The following is an 18,852-nucleotide window of genomic DNA, read 5'->3' as shown; positions in this document are numbered from 1 at the left end:
CTGACTAAGTTACTAACTAGTACGTACGTGTGCACCGGCTGGGCCCGCTCGCCCCGCCGACGCCGCTACCGCCTCCGCAGGCCCGAGGAGCCCCCATGCAACTCGCCGCGATCGTCGTCTCGCTGGCCCTCAGCGTCGTCGGCATTGCGCTGCTCGCGCGAGCCGTCGCCCAGTTCGTGCGGTTCTTCAAGCTCGGGCAGCCCGCCCCGGCCGGCGCCCGCGCGAACGACCCGTGGCAGCGCTCGGTCACGCTGGTCAGGGAGTTCCTGGGCCATACCCGGATGAACAGGTGGGGCGTCGTCGGTGTCGCGCACTGGTTCGTCGCGATCGGCTTCCTCACCCTTCCGCCCACGATCATCGCCGCCTACGGGCAGCTGTTCGTGCCGGACTGGACGCTGCCGGTGCTCGGCGGCTGGCTGCCCTACGAGCTGTACATCGAGTTCATCGGCGTCGCCACGACGCTGGGCATCGCCGTGCTCATGGTGATCCGGCTGCTGAACCTGCCCTCGCGGGCGGGCCGCAAGTCCCGCTTCACCGGCTCGACGGCCTGGCAGGCGTACTTCGTCGAGTACGTCATCTTCACCATCGGTCTGGCGATCTACGTGCTGCGCGGCCTGGAGGGCGCGCTGCACCACGCCTCGTGGGGGCTGGAGAACTTCGCCTCCTACGCGGTGACGGCCGCGGTGGACGGGCTCAGCACCGGCACGGTGGAGAACCTGGTCTACCTGTTCGCGATGATCAAGCTCGGCACGACGATGATCTGGATGATCACCGTCAGCACGAACATCGACATGAGCATCGCCTGGCACCGGTTCCTGGCCTTCCCCAACATCTGGTTCAAGCGCGACGCGCGCGGCGGCACCGCCCTGGGCGAGCTGCAGCCGATGACGTCCGGTGGCAAGCCGATCGACTTCGAGACGGTCTTCGACGAGGAGGGCGGCGAGGAGACCCAGTTCGGCGTCTCCCAGGTCGAGCACTTCTCCTGGAAGGGCCTGCTGGACTTCTCCACCTGCACCGAGTGCGGCCGCTGCCAGTCCCAGTGCCCCGCCTGGAACACCGGCAAGCCGCTGTCACCGAAGCTGCTGATCATGTCCCTGCGGGACCACTCGCACGCCAAGGCGCCCTACCTGCTCGCGGGTGGCGGCAAGAACGCCGAGGGCGAGGAGCAGGCCACCGCGGAGCAGCTCAAGGACGTTCCGGCCGCCGCGCTGGCCGAGGCCGAGCGTCCGCTGATCGGGACGCTGGAGGAGAACGGCGTCATCGACCCGGACGTGCTGTGGTCCTGCACCACCTGCGGCGCCTGCGTCGAACAGTGCCCCGTCGACATCGAGCACGTCGACCACATCGTCGACATGCGCCGCTACCAGGTCATGATCGAGTCCGCGTTCCCGTCAGAGGCGGGCACGATGCTCAAGAACCTGGAGAAGAAGGGCAACCCCTGGGGCCTGGCCAAGAAGCAGCGCCTGGAATGGACCAAGGAGGTCGATTTCGAGGTGCCGGTCGTCGGGAAGACGATCGAGGACCTGACCGAGGTCGAGTACCTGTACTGGGTCGGCTGCGCCGGCGCCCTGGAGGACCGCGCCAAGAAGACCACCAAGGCCTTCGCCGAACTCCTCCACATGGCGGGTGTGAAGTTCGCGATCATGGGCGGCGACGAGAAGTGCACCGGCGACTCCCCCCGCCGCCTCGGCAACGAGTTCCTCTTCCAGCAGCTGGGTGAGGAGAACGTCGCGACGCTGAACGCGGCGTTCGGTGAGGACGACGAAGACGAGTCGACCAGGCTCCCGGCGTCGAAGAAGAAGATCGTGGCGACGTGTCCGCACTGCTTCAACACGATCGCCAACGAGTACCCCCAGCTGGGCGGCCACTACGAGGTCATCCACCACACCCAACTGCTCCAGCACCTCATCGACGACGGCAAACTCGTCCCCGTCACACCGGTAGAGGGTCTGATCACCTACCACGACCCCTGCTACCTCGGCCGCCACAACCAGGTCTACACCCCGCCCCGCGAGATCATCGGCAAGGTCCCCGGCCTGCGCAACGAGGAAATGCACCGCCACAAGGAACGCGGCTTCTGCTGCGGCGCCGGCGGCGCCCGCATGTGGATGGAAGAGCGCATCGGCAAACGCATCAACAACGAACGCGTCGACGAAGCCCTCTCCCTCAACCCCGACATCGTCTCCACCGCCTGCCCCTTCTGCCTCGTCATGCTCACCGACTCCGTCAACGGCAAGAAGAACGACGGCGAGGCCAAGGAATCCATCCAGGTCGTCGACGTCGCCCAACTCCTCCTGGAGTCCGTGAAGACGCCGACCGACGGACCGGAGGACGGCGGGGAGGCCGACGCGGACGCCGGTGAACCCGCACCCGAGCCGCAGCCGGCCCGCTGACGCCGACGCCCCGACGTCCTGACACCGGAACGGCCGGTCCCGCACCTCGCGGGACCGGCCGTTCCGCGTCGACGGCCCGGCTCCCGGCGCGCGGGCGATCTTCCGCGTAGGGTGCCGGTGAGGGCCCCGGGGCCTCTCCCCCACACGCCGCCCACCGTCCCGGGCCCGGGGAGACGTCATGCAACTCGCCGCGATCATCGTCACGCTGAGCCTCACCGCGGTCGGTCTGGCACTCATCACGCGTGCCGTCGTCCAGATCGTCCGGATCATGAAGCTCGGCGGTCCCGTGCCGGCCGGGCTGCGCACCGACGATCCGAAGGCCCGTACCGCCACGCTGGTCAGGGAGTTCCTGGGCCACACCCGCATGAACAAGTGGGGCGTGATCGGCGTCGCGCACTGGTTCGTCGCGATCGGCTTCCTCACGCTGCCGCCGACCATCATCAACGCCTACGGGCAGCTCTTCCAGGCGGACTGGACGCTCCCCGTCCTCGGTGGCTGGCTGCCGTACGAGATGTACATCGAGTTCATCGGTCTCATGACGACGCTGGGCATCGCCGTGCTCATGGTCATCCGGCTGCTGAACCTGCCCTCGCGGGCGGGCCGCAAGTCCCGCTTCACCGGCTCGACGGCCTGGCAGGCGTACTTCGTCGAGTACGTCATCTTCGTCATCGGGCTGGCGATCCTGATGCTGCGCGGACTCGAAGGCGCGCTGCACGGCGTCGACCACTACGAGCCGGCGTACTTCGTCTCGTACCCGCTCGTCGCCGCCTTCAGCGGCCTGGAGCTCAGCACCCTCCAGAACCTCGTCTACTTCTGGGCCATGATCAAGCTCGGCACGACGATGATCTGGATGATCACGGTCGGCCTCAACATCAGCATGGGCATCGCCTGGCACCGGTTCCTGGCCTTCCCCAACATCTGGTTCAAGCGGAACGCCCGTGGCGGGGACGCCCTGGGCGCCCTGCTGCCGATGTCGTCCGGTGGCAAGCCGATCGACTTCGAGACGGTCTTCGACGAGGAGGGCGGTGAGGAGACCCAGTTCGGCGTCTCCCAGGTCGAGCACTTCTCCTGGAAGGGCCTGCTGGACTTCTCCACCTGCACCGAGTGCGGCCGCTGCCAGTCCCAGTGCCCCGCCTGGAACACCGGCAAGCCGCTCTCCCCCAAGCTGCTCGTCCTGTCCCTGCGGGACCACGCCTACGCCAAGGCCCCCTACCTGCTGGCGGGCGGCGGCAAGAACGCCGAGGGCGAGGAGCGGGGAACGTCCGAGCAACTGGCCGACGTTCCGGCCGCCGCGTTGGCGGAGGCCGAGCGTCCGCTGATCGGGACGCTGGAGGAGAACGGCGTCATCGACCCGGACGTGCTGTGGTCCTGCACCACCTGCGGCGCCTGCGTCGAACAGTGCCCCGTCGACATCGAGCACGTCGACCACATCGTCGACATGCGCCGCTACCAGGTCATGATCGAGTCGGCGTTCCCGTCAGAGGCGGGCACGATGCTCAAGAACCTGGAGAAGAAGGGCAACCCCTGGGGCCTGGCCAAGAAGCAGCGGCTGGAATGGACGAGAGAGCTTGAGCGGGAGGCGGGCTTCGAGGTGCCGGTCGTCGGGAAGACGATCGAGGACCTGACCGAGGTCGAGTACCTGTACTGGGTCGGCTGCGCCGGCGCCCTGGAGGACCGCGCCAAGAAGACCACCAAGGCCTTCGCCGAACTCCTCCACATCGCGGGTGTGAAGTTCGCGATCATGGGCGGCGACGAGAAGTGCACCGGCGACTCCCCCCGCCGCCTCGGCAACGAGTTCCTCTTCCAGCAACTCGGCGAGGAGAACATCGCCACCCTCGACGCGGCCTTCGGCGATCTCCCCCGGGGCCGGAGGAAGATCGTGGCGACGTGTCCGCACTGCTTCAACACGATCGCCAACGAGTACCCCCAGCTGGGCGGCCACTACGAGGTCATCCACCACACCCAACTGCTCCAGCACCTCATCGACGACGGCAAACTCGTCCCCGTCACACCGGTAGAGGGTCTGATCACCTACCACGACCCCTGCTACCTCGGCCGCCACAACCAGGTCTACACCCCGCCCCGCGAGATCATCGGCAAGGTCCCCGGCCTGCGCAACGAGGAAATGCACCGCCACAAGGAACGCGGCTTCTGCTGCGGCGCCGGCGGCGCCCGCATGTGGATGGAAGAGCGCATCGGCAAACGCATCAACAACGAACGCGTCGACGAAGCCCTCTCCCTCAACCCCGACATCGTCTCCACCGCCTGCCCCTTCTGCCTCGTCATGCTCACCGACTCCGTCAACGGCAAGAAGAACGACGGCGAGGCCAAGGAATCCATCCAGGTCGTCGACGTCGCCCAACTCCTCCTGCGGGCGGTCGTCAGGGAAACCGAGCCGACGTCGGGGACCACGGAGCCTGCCTGACGGGCAAGGAAGCAGCCAAGCCCCCGCCCCCGGTCAAGTTCAGTCCAGTTCTGATCAATTTCAGTCAGCTGCTGCGAGTTTCAAGACGCTATGTGCACCGGTCTGTTGGGCAGGGGGTGGCCACCCCTAGCCTCTGCCCTATGCCCGTTGACATGGCGGCTCCCTCCCGCCCCGGACGGCCGGAACAGCAGTTGCTCAAGCAGCGGTTCACGGCCCGCACGCTGCCTCAGCTGAGGGTCGGCGTCGAGGTCTGCGCCGCCTCGGCCGGGCTCACCGAACCCCGCCGGGGCGACTTCGTCCTCGCCGTGGACGAGGTGCTGACCAACGCCGTCGAGCACGCGGGCGGCCACGGCACGCTGGTCCTGCGGCGCGTCGGGCACGAGTTGGAGGCCCAGGTCAGCGACGCGGGCCCCGGCTTCACCGCCGACGTCATCCCCGAACTGCTGCCCGGCCTCGACGGCTGTGCCGACGGCCGCGGGCTCTGGCTGGCCCGCCTCACGACGGACCGGCTCAGCATCACCGCGGCCGACCCGGACGCCGTCGGCGCCGGCACCGTCGTCACGCTGGCCGTCACGCTGCCCACTCCCGCGACGACGCCCCACCCCTGACCCGCCCCCGCCCCTTAGGGCGCGCACCTACGGGATGTACCGAACCCGCCACAAGCAGCGCCGATACCCGGCCCTCGCGCTCCGCCCGCGCACCGGACGCGGTACGTTCGAGAGCGTGGCTGGATTCAGGATGGGACGCGGCCGGGACGCGCGCAACGCACAGCAGGGGCAGCAACCGCCTCACCACGGGCACCCCCCGCAGACGCCCTACGGGCAGGGCCGGGCGGGGCACGGGCAGCAACCGGTGACGTGGGGGCAGCCCGCTCAGCCGGGCGCGGGTCAGGGCGGACCGTACGGTTCCGGTCCGCAGCACCCGACGGCGCCCGGTCACGCCCCGCAGGGGCAGGGTGGCGGGCCGGCCTACGGCGAGCCGGAGTACCTCGGCGCTCCCGGTCTTGCGGACCCGTACGCCAACAACCCGGGCCACACGCGTCAGTTCAGCATCCACGACGAGATGGACGGCGCGGCGGGGCCGGACTACGGCGGCGGCTCCACGTACGCCGCAGGCCGCACCGGGCCCCCGCCCGGCCCCCGCCTGCACTGGAAGCAGCTGCTGTCCGGCATCGTCCTGCGGCCCAACGCGACCTTCTGGCAGATGCGCGACCACGCCGTGTGGGGCACGGCGATCGCGGTCACCTTCCTCTACGGGCTGCTCGCCGTCTTCGGACTCGACGAAGCGCGGGAGGAGGTGCTCAAGGCTCCGCTCGGGAGCGCGATCCCCTTCGTGCTCATCACGGGCCTCGCCGTCGTCCTCTCCGGACTCGTGCTCGGCTCGGTGACGCACACGCTGGCCCGTCAGTTCGGGGGCGACGGCACGTGGGCCCCGACGGTCGGCATGGCGATGCTGATCGCCTCGCTCACCGACGCGCCCCGGCTGCTGTTCGCCTTCTTCCTCGGCGGCGACGCGACGTTCGTCCAGGTCGTCGGGTGGCTCACCTGGGCCGCCGCCGCCGCGCTGTTCACCTCCATGGTCAGCCGCTCGCACGACCTGCCGTGGACGAAGGCGCTGGGCGCGTCCGCGATCCAGCTCCTGGCCCTGCTCTTCCTGATGAAGCTCGGCACGCTCTAACCCTCCGACCCTCCGGCCCCCGATCACGCCCGCTCGCCGGGTCCGTCGGCGGGCCGCAGGGAGAGGCGCGCCTCGACGGCGTCGGCGGTGACCGCCGTACGGGCGCCGAGGGCCGCGAGCAGCCGACGGGCTCCGTGGTTGTCCGGCGTCGTGGAGGCGACGACGCCGGACCGGCCCGCAGCGCGGGCCTCCTCCACCAGCAGCCGGAACGCGGCCTCGCCCACCCCCGTCCGGCGGACCGAACGGCCGAGCCACAGCCCGGCCTCCGCCTCCTGGCCGCCGGGCGGAACGGGGCAGAGCCGCGCGGCACCGACCACCCGCACGCCCCGCCCCTCCGGGTCCGCACCGGGTGCACCGCTCAGGAGCACCGCGTACGTCGTCTCCACCGGGTCCGCCGCGAGGCCGTGCGCCCGGCCCCGGTGGAAGCGCAGAAACGCCTCCCGCCGCGCGTCGGTCCAGCCGGGCGGGCCGGGCACGGGCGGCATGACCTCCTCCGGATCGGCGTCGGCCACCGCCGCCTCCAGCAGGGCGGACAGGAGCGCCGCGTCGAGCGGCCGCAGCTGGACGTCTCCTCGCATGCCCGTAGCCTGCCCCACGCGCACGGCCCGCCGCACCGGGTTTCAGGCTCCGCGCAGCGCCTCCGCGAGCCGGACGGCCGCCGTGCCGATGCCGCGCGGCGTCGGCGGCGTGAAGGGCCGGTGCAGGTCCTCCTCCCGGTAGCGGCGGCAGTCGCGGTGCCACACGTGGATGCCGGAGAGCCAGTTCTCCAGGTCCCGCACGTAGGCGTCCAGCCCCGCACGCTGTTCCTCGCCGAGGTCGAAGTCGTCGCAGACCACGGGGAGCTGCGTGCGCACGATGTGCTGGAACTGGCTCATCCTGCCGCGCATGAGGTCGTCGATGATGCGCAGACCGTCCGTGTAGTCGCAGTCGAAGAAGTTCTGCACGACGAGGATGCCGTTGTGCACCTCGCCCTCGACCTCGATCTCCTTCTGGTAGGAGAAGACGTCGTTGAGCAGCATCGCGTAGTCCGCCGCGGAGTTCTCCAGCGACCGGACGACGCCGCTGCGGTACACCTCGTCGGGCACGCTCAGCCCCCGGCGCAGCCGGCACAGGCTCATCGTCATGTCGGAGCCGAAGGTGAAGCGGCGCATCTCCAGGTAGTCGACGGGGTCGGGCACGCGGTTCTGCGCCTGGTTGGCCAGCTCCCACAGCCAGCTGTCCGTCATGTCCTCGACCGACGTGCGGAACCGCCGCCGCGCCGTCGGCGTCATCGGCCCGGCCGTGCGGGCCCACAGGTCGGCCAGCCCCCGCTCGAGCGCGTTCACCGGGGTCTGTACGGTGGCGGAGGCGGGGTCGTCCAGCGGCATGAACAGCCGCAACCGGTCCGTGGCGGCCTTCGCCCCGACGAGGTCGCGCGGGGCGCCGAAGACGACGGGGTAGTAGTCGTCGCCGTAGGTGCCCCAGGCCAGCCAGTCCGAGGAGAGGTTGAGCTCCTCGGGCGAGGAGTCCGGACCGATGCCCGCCGCGCACAGCGGGAGGTCGATGTCGCGCAGCCGCTTGTGGTCCCAGACGCCGGAGGTCGGGTAGCCGGGCTGTGGCTCCAGGATGCCCATTCGGTCCGCCCACTCGACGACGTGCTCGCGGGCCTGGTCGAGGTGGGGGCTGAGCCGGGCCGGGAACGGGATGTCGAACTCCGGCAGCCGGGACGGCCCCACCCGCTGGAACGGCACGTGGGTGAAGGTCCGCGCCCGCGCCCGCTCCGCACGCCGCGTCGTCAGCCGGACGTCGGCGGCCGAGGTGCCGAGCCCCCTCGGGCCGAGGAACAGCCGGCCGCTCCCCGCCCCGTCCCCGGCGCCGTTCATGTAGCGGCTGGAGCGCATGTGCCACTCGTGCCCGCCCGACTGCCAGTCCTGCAGCCCCTTCACGTACGCCGCCACGTCCGCGCACTGCCCGGGCGTCAGGCCGTGCTCGGCGCAGAGCGCGGGCAGTTCGGTGAGCGCGGTGTTCTCGAACTGCTGGATGCGGGACGTCAGCAGGTCGTTGACGGCCTCGGCGGCCTCCTGCGTCGAGCAGTTCAGGAAGTGCTCCAGGACGAGCACGCCGTTGCTGAGTTCCCCCTCCTCCCGCGTCTCCCGCTCGTAGGAGAACAGGTCGTTGCGCAGGTGGACGCCGTCGGAGAACGCGTCCCGCAGCACCCGCAGCGGGCGCGACGCGGCGACGGCGTCCGGCACCTCGGCGCGCGCCGCGTACTCCACGAGACCCGCCGACCACGGCGCGCCGCCGACCTTGCGGCGCATCTCGATGTACTCCACCGGGTTCGGCACCCGGCCGATGTTGATGTTGGACAGCTCCCACAGCGACTCGTTGAGCAGGTTCTCGGTGCTCTCCGCGAACCGGGCCCGCCACTCCAGGGACATCGCGGGCACCGTCCGCTCCCACAGGTCGGCGAGGCCCGCCTCCACCGGGTTCGTCGGCTCGGGCATGCCGACGGACCGGTCCATCGGCATGAACGCCGGCAGCCGGTCGAGGTACGCCTTCCCGCCCGCCCGGTCCTGGGAGCGCTTGAAGCACTCCAGGAAGTGGTCGTCGAAGAAGAAGACCCACACGTACCAGTCGGTGATGAGCGACAGCGCGGGGCCGTCGGCGTCGGGGTGCGTGTAGGCGCAGAGCAGGGCGTAGTCGTGGGCGTCGAGGTCGCTCTGCTCCCAGATACCCGACCCTTCCAGCATCCCCATCCGGCGGGCCCACTCCGAGGCGTGCGCACGCGCCTCCTCCACGTGGGGATTCAGCCGCGCGGGGTACGGCGTGTAGAAATCGGGCAGGACGAACGGCTGTGACACGGAACCCTCTCCCGGCGGTCAGCGCAACCCGGACGGCCCAGCCCTACCCCGTGGGTCCCGCGCAATCCGCCGGCCCGGGCAAACCACCGCTACGGGTGAATTCCGCTCCAGGGCAACGGAGTTGGCCTCAGGCGTCGAGCACCTGGCCCGCCCGGCGCACCACCGGCGGTTCCGTCGACCACGGGAAGTTGATCCACGCGTCGGTCCGCTTCCACACGTACTCGCAGCGCACCAGCGACTGCGGCTTCTCGTAGATCACCGCGCTGCGGACGTCCGCGACGTGCCCCGCGCAGAAGTCGTGGATCAGCTTCAGCGTCTTGCCCGTGTCCGCGACGTCGTCCGCGATGAGGACGCGCTTGTCGGAGAAGTCGACGGCGTTCGGCACCGGCGCCAGCATCACCGGCATCGGCAGCGTCGTCCCCACGCCGGTGTAGAACTCGACGTTGACCAGGTGCAGGTTCTTGCAGTCCAGCGCGTAGGCGAGCGCCCCCGCGACGAACACCCCGCCGCGCGCCACCGACAGCACGACGTCCGGCTCGAACCCGTCGTCGGCGACGCTCTGCGCCAGCTCCCGGACCGCGACCCCGAACCGCTCGTACGTCAGCTCCTCACGCTCGTCGCTCATACCTGCGTCCGGTCGAAGTTCAGATAGGAGCGCGACGGCGTCGGGCCGCGCTGGTTCTGGTACCGCGAGCCGTACCGGGCCGCGCCGTACGGGTGCTCCGCGGGCGACGACAGACGGAACATGCAGAGCTGGCCGATCTTCATCCCCGGCCACAGCTTGATCGGCAGGGTGGCGACGTTGCTCAGCTCCAGCGTCACGTGCCCGGAGAAACCCGGGTCGATGAACCCCGCCGTCGAGTGCGTCAGCAGCCCGAGACGTCCGAGCGAGCTCTTCCCCTCCAGCCGCGACGCGATGTCGTCCGGCAGCGTCACGACCTCGAAGGTGGACGCCAGCACGAACTCGCCGGGATGCAGGATGAACGGCTCGTCCCCCTCCGGCTCCACCAGCCGCGTCAGGTCCGGCTGCTCGACCGCCGGGTCGATGTGGGGGTAGCGGTGGTTCTCGAACACCCGGAAGTAGCGGTCCAGCCGGACGTCGATGCTCGACGGCTGCACGAGCGCCGCGTCGTACGGCTCGATCCGCACCCGGCCCGTGTCGATCTCGGTCCGGATGTCCTTGTCTGAGAGAAGCACCCCCCGAGGGTACGCGCACGGGCGGGACCAGGCGCAATCACCCCCGGACCCGCCCGCGCGCCCGGCTCAGTGCCGGTGACCGCCCTTCACCGGGACGGCCTGCCGCAGCCGCGCACAGCGCGGACACCGCAGCAGCCGACCCGGCCCGATCCGCTCGCTGCCGAGCTGCTGCATCGGGAACGTGCTGGTGCTGAACACATGGCCTTCGGCACAGCGCACGACGGTGGACTCCATCGTTCCCTCTCCCCAAGTACGTGGACGACGCGAGGACGAAGGCCACCATAGGGGACGAAACGGGCCACGCGACGACCGCCGCACCCGGCCCCACCGTACGCCCCAACTCCCCCTCCCCGAACCCCACCCGCGCCCCCGACCACGACCGCCCCGACCACGACGAAGGACCCCGCGGCCTGTGCGCCGGGGGTCCGGGATGAGGTACAGTGTCCCGCGATGAGCAAGCCGCCCAGGACGGTCTCGACCGACGTCCCCACCGGGTGGCCTCGCTTCTCGCGGGCGTAGTTTAATGGTAGAACATGAGCTTCCCAAGCTTATAGCGCGGGTTCGATTCCCGTCGCCCGCTCCACTTGAGGCCCCAGGTCAGCGACCTGGGGCTTTGCCGTGCCCGGAGAACCTTTCTGGCGACTCCACCGGCCGCCCACGCCGGGCGAACCGGTCCGAGGCCAAGCGCCGAACCGGCGGACACGGCCGGACGAAGATGCCCTTGCCGTGCTGCGAGGAAACCAGCCCCTCACTGGCAACATCGACAGCCCGTTGCGGACGGTCATCCGGGACACCCCGAAGTGCTCAACCAACCCCGACTCGGACGGCAGTTTCGCGCCCTCGAGCCGGGCAGGCCGGAAGGAGGAGCCGACACGGAACTCCTTTGGAGGTCTAGCTGAGAAGGTGAGCTCCGTTGCTACGGTGAGTGGGCCTAGCCAGCCGAGAAGACGGGGCCCGACGTACGTGAGCAGTGCCGAGCGTCCCCACTCCGTGAGCGTCGCCGGGGTAATCGTGGACGACGGCGGTCGCGCCCTGCTGATCAAGCGCCGGGACAACGGCCGCTGGGAGCCGCCCGGCGGCATAGTGGAACCCGGCGAAAGCCTCCCCGACGCCCTCCAGCGCGAGGTCCTCGAAGAGACCGGCATCAAGATCGCCCAACCGGCGACCCTCACCGGCGTCTACAAGAACATGCGGGCCTTGGTGGTCTCCCTCGTCTTCCGCTGCGAGGCCATCGACGGTCACCCCACCACCGGTGAGGAGACCAAGGCACTGCGCTGGGTCACGCGCGAGAAAGTCTCCGAGCTTGCCAACGAGGCGTACGCGATCCGCGTCCTGGACGCACTCGACCCGACATCGCCGCCAGCAGTCCGCGCCCACGACGGAACGACACTCGTCTAGCACACACCCACGGCCCACATCGGCCACCAGCACAAGTACGCCACGTCTGGGAACTCCCCCACCCGGGCTCCCCGAAGAAGTCGGCCGAACCCGCCGTTGGACCCGCGACGTCCCGCGCGGTTGCCCCTGTGCCGACGAAGCCGCGCTCATCGTCACCGAGCTGGGCGCCAACGCCGTCACCCACACCACCGGCCCCGCGTTCCGGGTCACCATCACACGCGCCGATCAGGCCGTGTCCGTAGCCGTCACCGGCGCGGGCAACATCACAACAAGCCCCCGCGTCCCCCATGCCGACGAGTCCAGTACCCACGACCGCGGCCTCCACATCGCCGCCCTACTCGCCGCGGACCTCGCGAACACCTGAGACTGGCGCGGCCACACCATCACCACAGCCGAAGCCACCGAACAGGCCACCGCATGCTGACCATCCACTGCCAAGCCACCGCCCACCCCCACTCGGGAGCCCGCCCACTCCTCCTCGCCACCGACCTCACCCGCAACCCCCGCCTCGCCCTGCGATGGCTCCGCACCCGCGTCCACCACATCGCCACCCAACTCGACCCGCCCTACGCACACCCCTTACGCCACTGGCTCACCGACGAAGCCGCACACGAACACGCTCTCTCCCTCCTGGCACACGGCACCCCCTACACCCTCACCACCTACGACGACGAAACCCGCTACCACCTCCACGCGGAGCCCACCCGATGACCCGCCAACCCCCACTCACCACAGCCGGCACCTGGAGTAAATGCGGTACGCCACGGTCAACAAGATTGGCTGAAGGTCGAGTTGTCGGGCATCTCACCAGGCATCGAAGCAGCAGGTCAGCGGCCCGACGCCCCAGCCTCTCTCCTGAAGCGGTGCTCTCGCGCTGGCCCACCGCAAACCGGGCTTCGTCATCTCGCGGACCACACTCGGCTCCTCGGACCAATGGGCGCCCGCACCACAACAGGCGGTGAACCACGGTCAGCACCGATAGACGATCAAGCAGCCCGGAGGGGCTGAAGCGTCCATATGTGCAGATCAGCGCGTGAGTCGAGCCCAACGTCCGACCATTCCCAAGCTTGTAGCGGGGGTTCGACTTTCGTCGCCCGCTCCATGGTGAAGGCCCAGGTCAGCGACCTGGGCCTTACTCGTTGTCCGTGCCGGCTCGCGCGTCGCGTGTCCGGTGAGTCCTCGTGGTCGTTCTCAGGCCTCACCGGCGCCCTCTGCTGCTACAGGGGCTCATCCGCCGCACCACGAGGACACCGGGCTAGGGGTGACTGCGCGCGAGGGGTGCGGGGCTTCCCTGCTTCGGCACGGACCCCGCATGTGCTCCTGACACGGCGTGTGGCACTCCCGGACGCCGGACCACCCGTCGGCACAGTCTGGCCACCGCGACGTAGAAGCGGTCCGGGAGGAAGACGGCGTCCGCGATGATCATCACGCCGGAGAACAAGGGCAGCCCCATGAGAACGGCGATGCCGATGTGCATGCCCAGCAGCATGGTCAGCACCGGGTACTTGAGCCTGCCGAACAACACGAACGGGAAGGCCACCTGAAGCAGCACGGTCAGGTAGCCGACGACCGCGATGGCGACGGCATGTCCGTCCACCCAGTGGGAGAGGGCGGGCCAGGGCTGGAAGAGCTCTAGGTTCAACACGTAGTGCAGCGCGGTTCCGGCCCCCCAAGTGCCGCCCTGCACCTTGTACAGTCCGGCCGAGCCGTAGACGAAGCAGACCTGGAGGCCGATCACGAGGAGCCCGCAGTTGTGCAGCGTGGTCACCAAGGTCTGCCGCGCTGCGCCTAGTTGCGGTGGCAGCCGGGGCCGCCACCGGCCCGTCGAGCCTCCGGCGGAGCTGGTGCGGAGTCTCCGGGCGTCCAGGGACCACCGGCGGCCGGAGGCGGTCAGGACGAGATAGAGCGCCATCAGAAGAACGAGGTTGTCGCCTCCGTCCGTCATGAAGATCGCCCGTGCGTGGAACGAGCTCACCACGACGGCGAAGAGGACGGACACGGCACGCGTCCGCCAGCCCAGCGCGAACAGCGCGCAGACGACGAGCGCCGCCGCATAGCAGCACTCGAAGTAGATCCGGCTGTCAGACAATGTCAGGACACTGAACCAGCCCGTCTGGTCGAAGAGCTGCCGTGCCAACGCCGGCGTCCATGGTGAACCGGGGCCCCACATCTCGTCGCGGTGCGGGAACTCGCGCAACAGGAAGACCAGGTAGAGGAGGCCGTACCCGATGCGCAGGACCGACACCGCGTAGAGGGACAGGGGACGCTCGGTGAGCAGCGCCCACGCGCGTCGTCCCGGGACGGAGAGCCAAGCACTCGGACGGGTCAAGCGCGGCTCCTCGCCCGACGCGCCCGACGCCGCGTGGGAACGCATCGGGTCATTACCTGTCGGAGCCATCGGAGGCCACCTTCCACCAGGGCAGAAGCCGTGTGTCGGCTCTCGCGGCAGCGGCACGGCGGTCACTGGCCGCGGTGCCCTGAGCAGCAATGGGCAAGGTGACCACCCGGAGCTGGATGTTCTCGAACGGCTTGCCGTTCAGATCGGCCATGCGGTCGGCAGCGATGTTGCGCAGATACTGCTGCATCATCACGGCTCGTTCGGAGCGTGAGACATCGTCACCTCCGTGGAGTTCGGCGTAGGACGTCCAGGACCGCCGCAGGAGGTTCTGCGAGGTGTGACTCGGAAAGGAGTTGTGCTCGATGGCGGATTCGTCCACGGCGGTCAGGTCGGTCCAGGGGCTGACCTGGACGGACCCGTCCTGAGCCGTGTGTGCGGTACGCGCGGAGATCGTCCGGTTGACGGAATCCGGGTCAGGCGCGAACAGTCGCCAGTTCTGTTCGAAGAGGGGAAAGATCCAGGCATTCACCTGTTGGCCGTAGCGCTGGGAGACGATATTCGCGGGCGCCACATGCAGGAATACCAGGACGATGTGCATGAGGGCCGTGACCAGGCAGAGGGCCACGGCGGTGTGCAGTGCTCCTATCCCCACTCTTTGCGCTCGGCGTGACGTGGTTGCCTCGCCATCCGCGACCTCCGGGCCGAGGGCCCGTCCCTGTGGCTGCCCGTGCTCCGATGCGACTTCACCCAGCACTGCCCCGCCTTGTTCTTCTTGTCGTCCAGTTCGTGGAAGCGCGCGCGGCGGGCCCTGAGGGAGGGCCCGCCGCGCGCGGTCAGTCGGCAACGCGCTGGCCGCGCCGCCGACTAGCCTTCGTAGCTACCCGGCCCCTGCGGCTTGTCGCCGTAGCCGCCGTGCTCCGGGCCGTGGCCGCCGTGCTCCGGGCCGTGGTCGGGACCGTGACCGCCGTGGCCCGGGCCGTGGTCGGGACCGTGCTCCGGACCGTGACCGCCGTGGTCAGGGCCGTGGCCCGGACCGTGACCGCCGTGGTCATCGGGCTTGTCGCCGTGGCCGCCACCCGTGTTGCCGCCGCAGTGGCCGCCGCCCGTGTGGCCGCCGTGGCCGCCGCCGTGACCCCCGCCTGTGTGACCACCCTTGCCACCGCCCGTGGTGTTGCCGGCCACGTTCCCGGCGGTGTTCCCGACGGTGCTGCCCGCCGTGGCCCCGGCGGTGGTGCCGCCCTTGCCACCGCCCGTGGTGTTGCCGGCGATGTTCCCGGCGGTGTTTCCGACCGTGCCACCCGAAGCACCGCCGGTGGTGCCACCGGTCAGAACTCCGCCCAGCACGCCACCCAGCACTCCACTCGTGCCGCCGGTGGTGCCACCGGTGGTGCCACCGGTCAGGACTCCGCCCAGCACGCCGCCCACAGCGCCTCCGGTGGTGCCCGTCGTGGTGCCGTTCGTGGTGCCGTTCGTGGTGCCGTTCGTGGTGCCGTTCGTGGTGCCGTTCGTGGTGCCGTTCGTCGTGCCATTCGTGGTGCCGCCGTTGCAGGTGGCACGGGTGATGCGGTTGGTGTCCAGGGTGACCGAGCCGTTACGGGCCAGTGCCCGGCCGTCGATGCTCGCTCCGGTGGTGGCGGTGATCGAGGTCAGGGCCAGGATGTTGCCCACGAAGGTCGAGTTGGTGCCGAGCGTGGCCGAACTCCCGATCTGCCAGTACACGTTGCACGCCTGCGCGCCGTTGATGAGGGAGACGCTACTGGCGGAGGCCGTCGTCAGGGCTGAGCCGACCTGGAAGACCCAGACCGCGTTGGGGTCGCCCTGGGCGTCGAGCGTGAGGGTTCCGGTCAGGCCCAGGTCCGAGGAGGCGGTGTAGACGCCCGGTACCAGCGTCAGCCCGCCGGCATCCGGCGGAAGCGCCCCGTCCGTCGCTTGGCCTGCGGCGTCGTTGTACGCGACCACCAGGTCGGACTTGGCCTGGAGCGCGACGGCGTCCGCGGAGTGGAAGACCCCGTCCACGACTCCCGGCGGGAACCCGCTGATGGCTGTACCGGGGCTGACACCGACGTCACCGGTGATCACGGACGGGCCGGTGTTGGTGACCGACTCACCGGCGAGAACGGCGAAACTCTCTGCCGTACCCAGCGGTACGGGAGTGGCGATGGCGAATGCCTGAGACGGCGCCACGGCCACCAGCACAGCGGCGACGGTCGCGCTGAGAACTGCCGCGATCCAGGACGTAATCGTGCACCGTTGTGCGGCGCCAGGAGATCTGAACTTCATCAGGAACCGGTTTTTCTGTGCGAGGCGTCGACTCCCGAGCCGTTCACGGTTTCCCGGAAGCCCTCATGTGGTCACCATCACATTACGCACCAAATACCCTATAAACCCGAATTAGCAGGGCAAGTTGCGGTTCCTTTTTGAATACTGATTAAAGATCATATGCTTAATTTGTGCGTGGCACGCCTTTGAGGGCTGTTCCGGTGTCACTCGTTCAGCGCCGTGTTCACCCGCACGGCCGGGGTGAGCGCACCGGAGGTCACCATGAACGCCGTGAGGAAGGCGCCGACCGTCGTCGTGCGGCGTGCCGACCTGTCCGTCTTCTTCGTGATCGGCGGAGTGGCAGGACCTCAAGGAGGGCGCCGAGCCCGCCGAGCGGTTCGACAACCACTGCGTCGACGGTCCGGTTCGGCGGCCCTGCTGTTCGGCGGCCCTGCGGCCCGCCGGTCACAGGGGCGTGGAGAGGGGACTGGTACCGGCCACGGCCACGGTGGCGGTGCGGTGGGGGTCGGTCCACTCCAGGAGGGGGAGGTCGTCGCGGCCCGCCTTGAGCCGGGCCTCCCGGCGGACCCAGAGGCGCAGGAGTTCCGGTCCGGGGTCGGGGTGGGCGGTGGCGGCGCGGAGGTCGGCGGCGGGGAGGACGCGGGCGAGCATCCGCAGGGGGCCTGGGCGGCGGGTCGAGGGCTCGACGTCGATGCCGACCGGGCCCGGTCCGACGGCTGCCGCGACCAGCCCGTCGGCGTGGCTCAGGCTGACGCCGAGGCCCGGGTGGCCGGGCAGGTACGGGCGGCCGTGGCCGTCGCGTCCGCAGGTGGGGCAGTGCTGGGACGGGCTCAGCTCGTGCGGGGGCCGGCCGGTGACGTGGGCGGCGCACAGGCGCAGCAGCAGGCGTGCCGCCATGACGTCGTCGCGGCGGCGGGGCAGCCGGACGCGGGCCAGGCGGGCCTGCTCCTCGGGGGTGAGCAGGCCCGCGTCGGCCGCCGGGTGGGCCAGGACCTCGGCCGTGGTCGCCACGACGGCCACCGTGCCGGAGCCAACGGGGGTGCCGGAGCCACCGGGGTCGCCGGGGCCGCCTGCGAGGGCCGGCGACGGGGTGGCGGTCATGGCCGGAGCGCTACGCCGTCGCCGCCTCGGAGGCACCCAGGAAGCGCTCCCGGATGCGGTCCAGGGTGCGGAAGTCGTCGATGGTGATCGTCTGGAGGTCGATGGTCCGGCCGGAGAGGGACTCCAGCAGGTCGATGAATTCCAGGAAGTCCATGGAGTCGATGAGGCGGGCCTCGATGAGGTCCTCGTCGGGGGCGATGGGGCCGTCGAGGCCGGGGTTGCGCTCGTACAGCCACGCGGTGATGCGTTCCATGGTGCCGTGCCGCTCCTTGTCGGTGCCGGGTCTTCGGGGGCGGGATTTCGGGGGCTTCGGGGCGGGAGAAGGGCTCAGGGCAGGGCGTCGCGCAGCCGGTCGCGGGCCCGCTCGGGGGTGCCGTGGGCGAGGATCATGGCGTGGACCCAGCGCTCGACGCCGAAGGCGACGCACGCGCTGTGGGCGGGGCCCGCCGGGCCCGCGCTGATGTCCAGGCGCTCGCCGAAGAAGTTGCGGTGCCGGTTGACGGAGGCGATGGCGGTCCCGTCCGGGGCGCTGAACTCGTGCTTGACCGGGTCCAGGGCCATCAGCCGGGCGCGGGAGCCGCCCCGGTCGTAGAAGGGGTCGTCGGCGGCGGCCCGGGTGAGGGACAGGCCGAGACGCTCGGCGAGTTCGCCGATGAACTCCGCTCCCTGTTCCAGGTGTTCGGCCGCGCCCTCGCGGGTGCCGAGGTACAGCACCTCGCGCATGTGGAAGCCCCACAGGCGGCGGAGCCCGTCGTAGTGGGTCTCGTTGCGGAAGCACCGTCCGGACGCCGAGAGCCGCGTCCCGTCCGCGCCGACGTCCGCGCCTTCCAGGGAGAGCAGCAGCCCGTAGCAGGTGGCGGACGGCAGCAGGTATCCGCTGGGCCGCAGCGGCAGCTCCGTCGGGGGCTCGCCGGCGGCCATGCCGTCGAGGGCTTCGGGGTGGAAGCGGCCTGCGGAGACGCCGAGGTGGGGGAAGTTGCGGAAGTAGTCGAGCCGGGTGAGGCCCTCGGCGGGGAGCAGCGGGGGGCCGAGCACCTCGGGGGCGGCGAGCCGGGTGGCGAGGCCGGTGAGGAGGTCGTCGAGGCCGCGCAACAGGGCGGTGTGGACCGGGTCCAGGGTGACCAGGCCCGCGCCGGGGCTCCGCAGGCCGGGGACGGGTGCGTCCGTGGTGCTGGGGGTGCTCATGGAACCGCTCCCGAGGGC

The 18,852-nt window shown here is 70.2% G+C and carries 17 protein-coding genes, 1 tRNA gene and 1 pseudogene; 7 read left to right on the top strand and 12 right to left on the bottom strand.

All coding sequences use genetic code 11. From position 1 onward, the window contains the following. Nucleotides 1-95 precede the first annotated feature (95 nt). The 4 genes from V6D49_RS13670 (at nt 96) to V6D49_RS13655 (ending at nt 6,495) form a co-directional block, all read left to right on the top strand. Nucleotides 96-2,393, top strand: coding sequence for a (Fe-S)-binding protein (locus V6D49_RS13670; RefSeq protein WP_340559885.1), 2,298 nt, complete (start codon nt 96-98; stop codon nt 2,391-2,393). A 178-nt stretch (nt 2,394-2,571) separates the two neighbouring features. After that, nucleotides 2,572-4,818: a (Fe-S)-binding protein gene (locus V6D49_RS13665; RefSeq protein ID WP_340559883.1), complete on the top strand. Its 2,247-nt coding sequence runs from the start codon at nt 2,572-2,574 to the stop codon at nt 4,816-4,818. A gap of 140 nt (nt 4,819-4,958) precedes the next feature. After that, nucleotides 4,959-5,426: an ATP-binding protein gene (locus V6D49_RS13660; RefSeq protein ID WP_340559881.1), complete on the top strand. Its 468-nt coding sequence runs from the start codon at nt 4,959-4,961 to the stop codon at nt 5,424-5,426. A 115-nt stretch (nt 5,427-5,541) separates the two neighbouring features. After that, on the top strand, nt 5,542-6,495 hold the full coding sequence (locus V6D49_RS13655; protein ID WP_340559879.1) for a Yip1 family protein: 954 nt from the start codon (nt 5,542-5,544) through the stop codon (nt 6,493-6,495). Between the two features lie 23 nt (nt 6,496-6,518). On the opposite strand, the gene V6D49_RS13650 is transcribed toward V6D49_RS13655, so the two are convergent. From V6D49_RS13650 to V6D49_RS13630, 5 genes are all read right to left on the bottom strand, one after another. After that, nucleotides 6,519-7,073 carry a GNAT family N-acetyltransferase gene (locus tag V6D49_RS13650; protein ID WP_340559878.1) on the bottom strand — a complete coding sequence of 185 codons (555 nt, stop codon included), beginning with the start codon at nt 7,071-7,073 and terminating at the stop codon, nt 6,519-6,521. Nucleotides 7,074-7,115: 42 nt separating this feature from the next. Then, on the bottom strand, nt 7,116-9,335 hold the full coding sequence (locus V6D49_RS13645) for a terpene synthase family protein (protein WP_340559876.1): 2,220 nt from the start codon (nt 9,333-9,335) through the stop codon (nt 7,116-7,118). Nucleotides 9,336-9,462: 127 nt separating this feature from the next. Beyond that, nucleotides 9,463-9,960, bottom strand: coding sequence for a phosphoribosyltransferase (locus V6D49_RS13640; protein WP_340559875.1), 498 nt, complete (start codon nt 9,958-9,960; stop codon nt 9,463-9,465). Next, nucleotides 9,957-10,532, bottom strand: a complete 576-nt coding sequence (dcd, locus tag V6D49_RS13635) for a dCTP deaminase (RefSeq protein ID WP_340559874.1) — start codon at nt 10,530-10,532, stop codon at nt 9,957-9,959. Before dcd ends, V6D49_RS13640 begins: the two co-directional genes overlap by 4 nt. A 66-nt stretch (nt 10,533-10,598) precedes the next feature. Then, complete coding sequence (locus tag V6D49_RS13630) at nt 10,599-10,766, bottom strand: hypothetical protein (protein WP_191212202.1); 168 nt, start codon at nt 10,764-10,766, stop codon at nt 10,599-10,601. A gap of 275 nt (nt 10,767-11,041) precedes the next feature. Here V6D49_RS13630 and V6D49_RS13625 point away from each other — a divergent pair. Next, nucleotides 11,042-11,115, top strand: a tRNA-Gly gene (locus V6D49_RS13625). A gap of 68 nt (nt 11,116-11,183) precedes the next feature. Here V6D49_RS13625 and V6D49_RS13620 read toward each other — a convergent pair. Continuing rightward, nucleotides 11,184-11,374: pseudogene (locus tag V6D49_RS13620) on the bottom strand (GntR family transcriptional regulator); the annotation flags it as partial. A gap of 148 nt (nt 11,375-11,522) precedes the next feature. On the opposite strand from V6D49_RS13620, the gene V6D49_RS13615 reads away from it, so the two are divergent. After that, nucleotides 11,523-11,930 carry an NUDIX hydrolase gene (locus V6D49_RS13615; protein WP_340559872.1) on the top strand — a complete coding sequence of 136 codons (408 nt, stop codon included), beginning with the start codon at nt 11,523-11,525 and terminating at the stop codon, nt 11,928-11,930. A 417-nt stretch (nt 11,931-12,347) separates the two neighbouring features. Next, nucleotides 12,348-12,641 carry a hypothetical protein gene (locus V6D49_RS13610; protein ID WP_340559871.1) on the top strand — a complete coding sequence of 98 codons (294 nt, stop codon included), beginning with the start codon at nt 12,348-12,350 and terminating at the stop codon, nt 12,639-12,641. 544 nt (nt 12,642-13,185) lie between these two features. Here V6D49_RS13610 and V6D49_RS13605 read toward each other — a convergent pair. From V6D49_RS13605 to V6D49_RS13580, 6 genes are all read right to left on the bottom strand, one after another. Then, nucleotides 13,186-14,259 (bottom strand): HTTM domain-containing protein, encoded by a 1,074-nt coding sequence (locus V6D49_RS13605; RefSeq protein ID WP_340559869.1) that lies wholly within the window; start codon nt 14,257-14,259, stop codon nt 13,186-13,188. Nucleotides 14,260-14,311: 52 nt separating this feature from the next. Next, complete coding sequence (locus tag V6D49_RS13600) at nt 14,312-14,893, bottom strand: DUF5819 family protein (protein WP_340559867.1); 582 nt, start codon at nt 14,891-14,893, stop codon at nt 14,312-14,314. A 239-nt stretch (nt 14,894-15,132) separates the two neighbouring features. Then, nucleotides 15,133-16,548: an ice-binding family protein gene (locus tag V6D49_RS13595; protein WP_340559865.1), complete on the bottom strand. Its 1,416-nt coding sequence runs from the start codon at nt 16,546-16,548 to the stop codon at nt 15,133-15,135. A 444-nt stretch (nt 16,549-16,992) separates the two neighbouring features. Then, nucleotides 16,993-17,649 carry a 4'-phosphopantetheinyl transferase family protein gene (locus V6D49_RS13590; protein WP_340559864.1) on the bottom strand — a complete coding sequence of 219 codons (657 nt, stop codon included), beginning with the start codon at nt 17,647-17,649 and terminating at the stop codon, nt 16,993-16,995. A gap of 10 nt (nt 17,650-17,659) precedes the next feature. After that, entirely contained in the window at nt 17,660-17,902 is a 243-nt protein-coding gene (locus V6D49_RS13585) for an acyl carrier protein (protein ID WP_340559863.1), read from the bottom strand. A 74-nt stretch (nt 17,903-17,976) separates the two neighbouring features. After that, a complete protein-coding gene (locus tag V6D49_RS13580; protein WP_340559862.1) occupies nt 17,977-18,834 on the bottom strand; it encodes a hypothetical protein in 858 nt (285 codons plus the stop codon). Between the last annotated feature and the right edge of the window lie 18 nt (nt 18,835-18,852).

Origin of the sequence: Streptomyces sp. GSL17-111 (assembly GCF_037911585.1) — a bacterium.
In the GTDB taxonomy this organism is placed as follows: domain Bacteria; phylum Actinomycetota; class Actinomycetes; order Streptomycetales; family Streptomycetaceae; genus Streptomyces.
This window is presented reverse-complemented; position numbering and strand designations above follow the sequence as displayed.

Excerpts from the sequence above, each read along its gene's own strand:
- V6D49_RS13595 (WP_340559865.1), bottom strand. The coding sequence starts at position 16,548 with ATGAAGTTCAGATCTCCTGGCGCCGCACAACGGTGCACGATTACGTCC.
- V6D49_RS13670 (WP_340559885.1), top strand. The coding sequence starts at position 96 with ATGCAACTCGCCGCGATCGTCGTCTCGCTGGCCCTCAGCGTCGTCGGC.
- V6D49_RS13590 (WP_340559864.1), bottom strand. The coding sequence starts at position 17,649 with ATGACCGCCACCCCGTCGCCGGCCCTCGCAGGCGGCCCCGGCGACCCC.
- V6D49_RS13650 (WP_340559878.1), bottom strand. The coding sequence starts at position 7,073 with ATGCGAGGAGACGTCCAGCTGCGGCCGCTCGACGCGGCGCTCCTGTCC.
- V6D49_RS13610 (WP_340559871.1), top strand. The coding sequence starts at position 12,348 with ATGCTGACCATCCACTGCCAAGCCACCGCCCACCCCCACTCGGGAGCC.
- V6D49_RS13660 (WP_340559881.1), top strand. The coding sequence starts at position 4,959 with ATGCCCGTTGACATGGCGGCTCCCTCCCGCCCCGGACGGCCGGAACAG.
- V6D49_RS13665 (WP_340559883.1), top strand. The coding sequence starts at position 2,572 with ATGCAACTCGCCGCGATCATCGTCACGCTGAGCCTCACCGCGGTCGGT.
- V6D49_RS13585 (WP_340559863.1), bottom strand. The coding sequence starts at position 17,902 with ATGGAACGCATCACCGCGTGGCTGTACGAGCGCAACCCCGGCCTCGAC.
- V6D49_RS13640 (WP_340559875.1), bottom strand. The coding sequence starts at position 9,960 with ATGAGCGACGAGCGTGAGGAGCTGACGTACGAGCGGTTCGGGGTCGCG.
- V6D49_RS13630 (WP_191212202.1), bottom strand. The coding sequence starts at position 10,766 with ATGGAGTCCACCGTCGTGCGCTGTGCCGAAGGCCATGTGTTCAGCACC.
- V6D49_RS13580 (WP_340559862.1), bottom strand. The coding sequence starts at position 18,834 with ATGAGCACCCCCAGCACCACGGACGCACCCGTCCCCGGCCTGCGGAGC.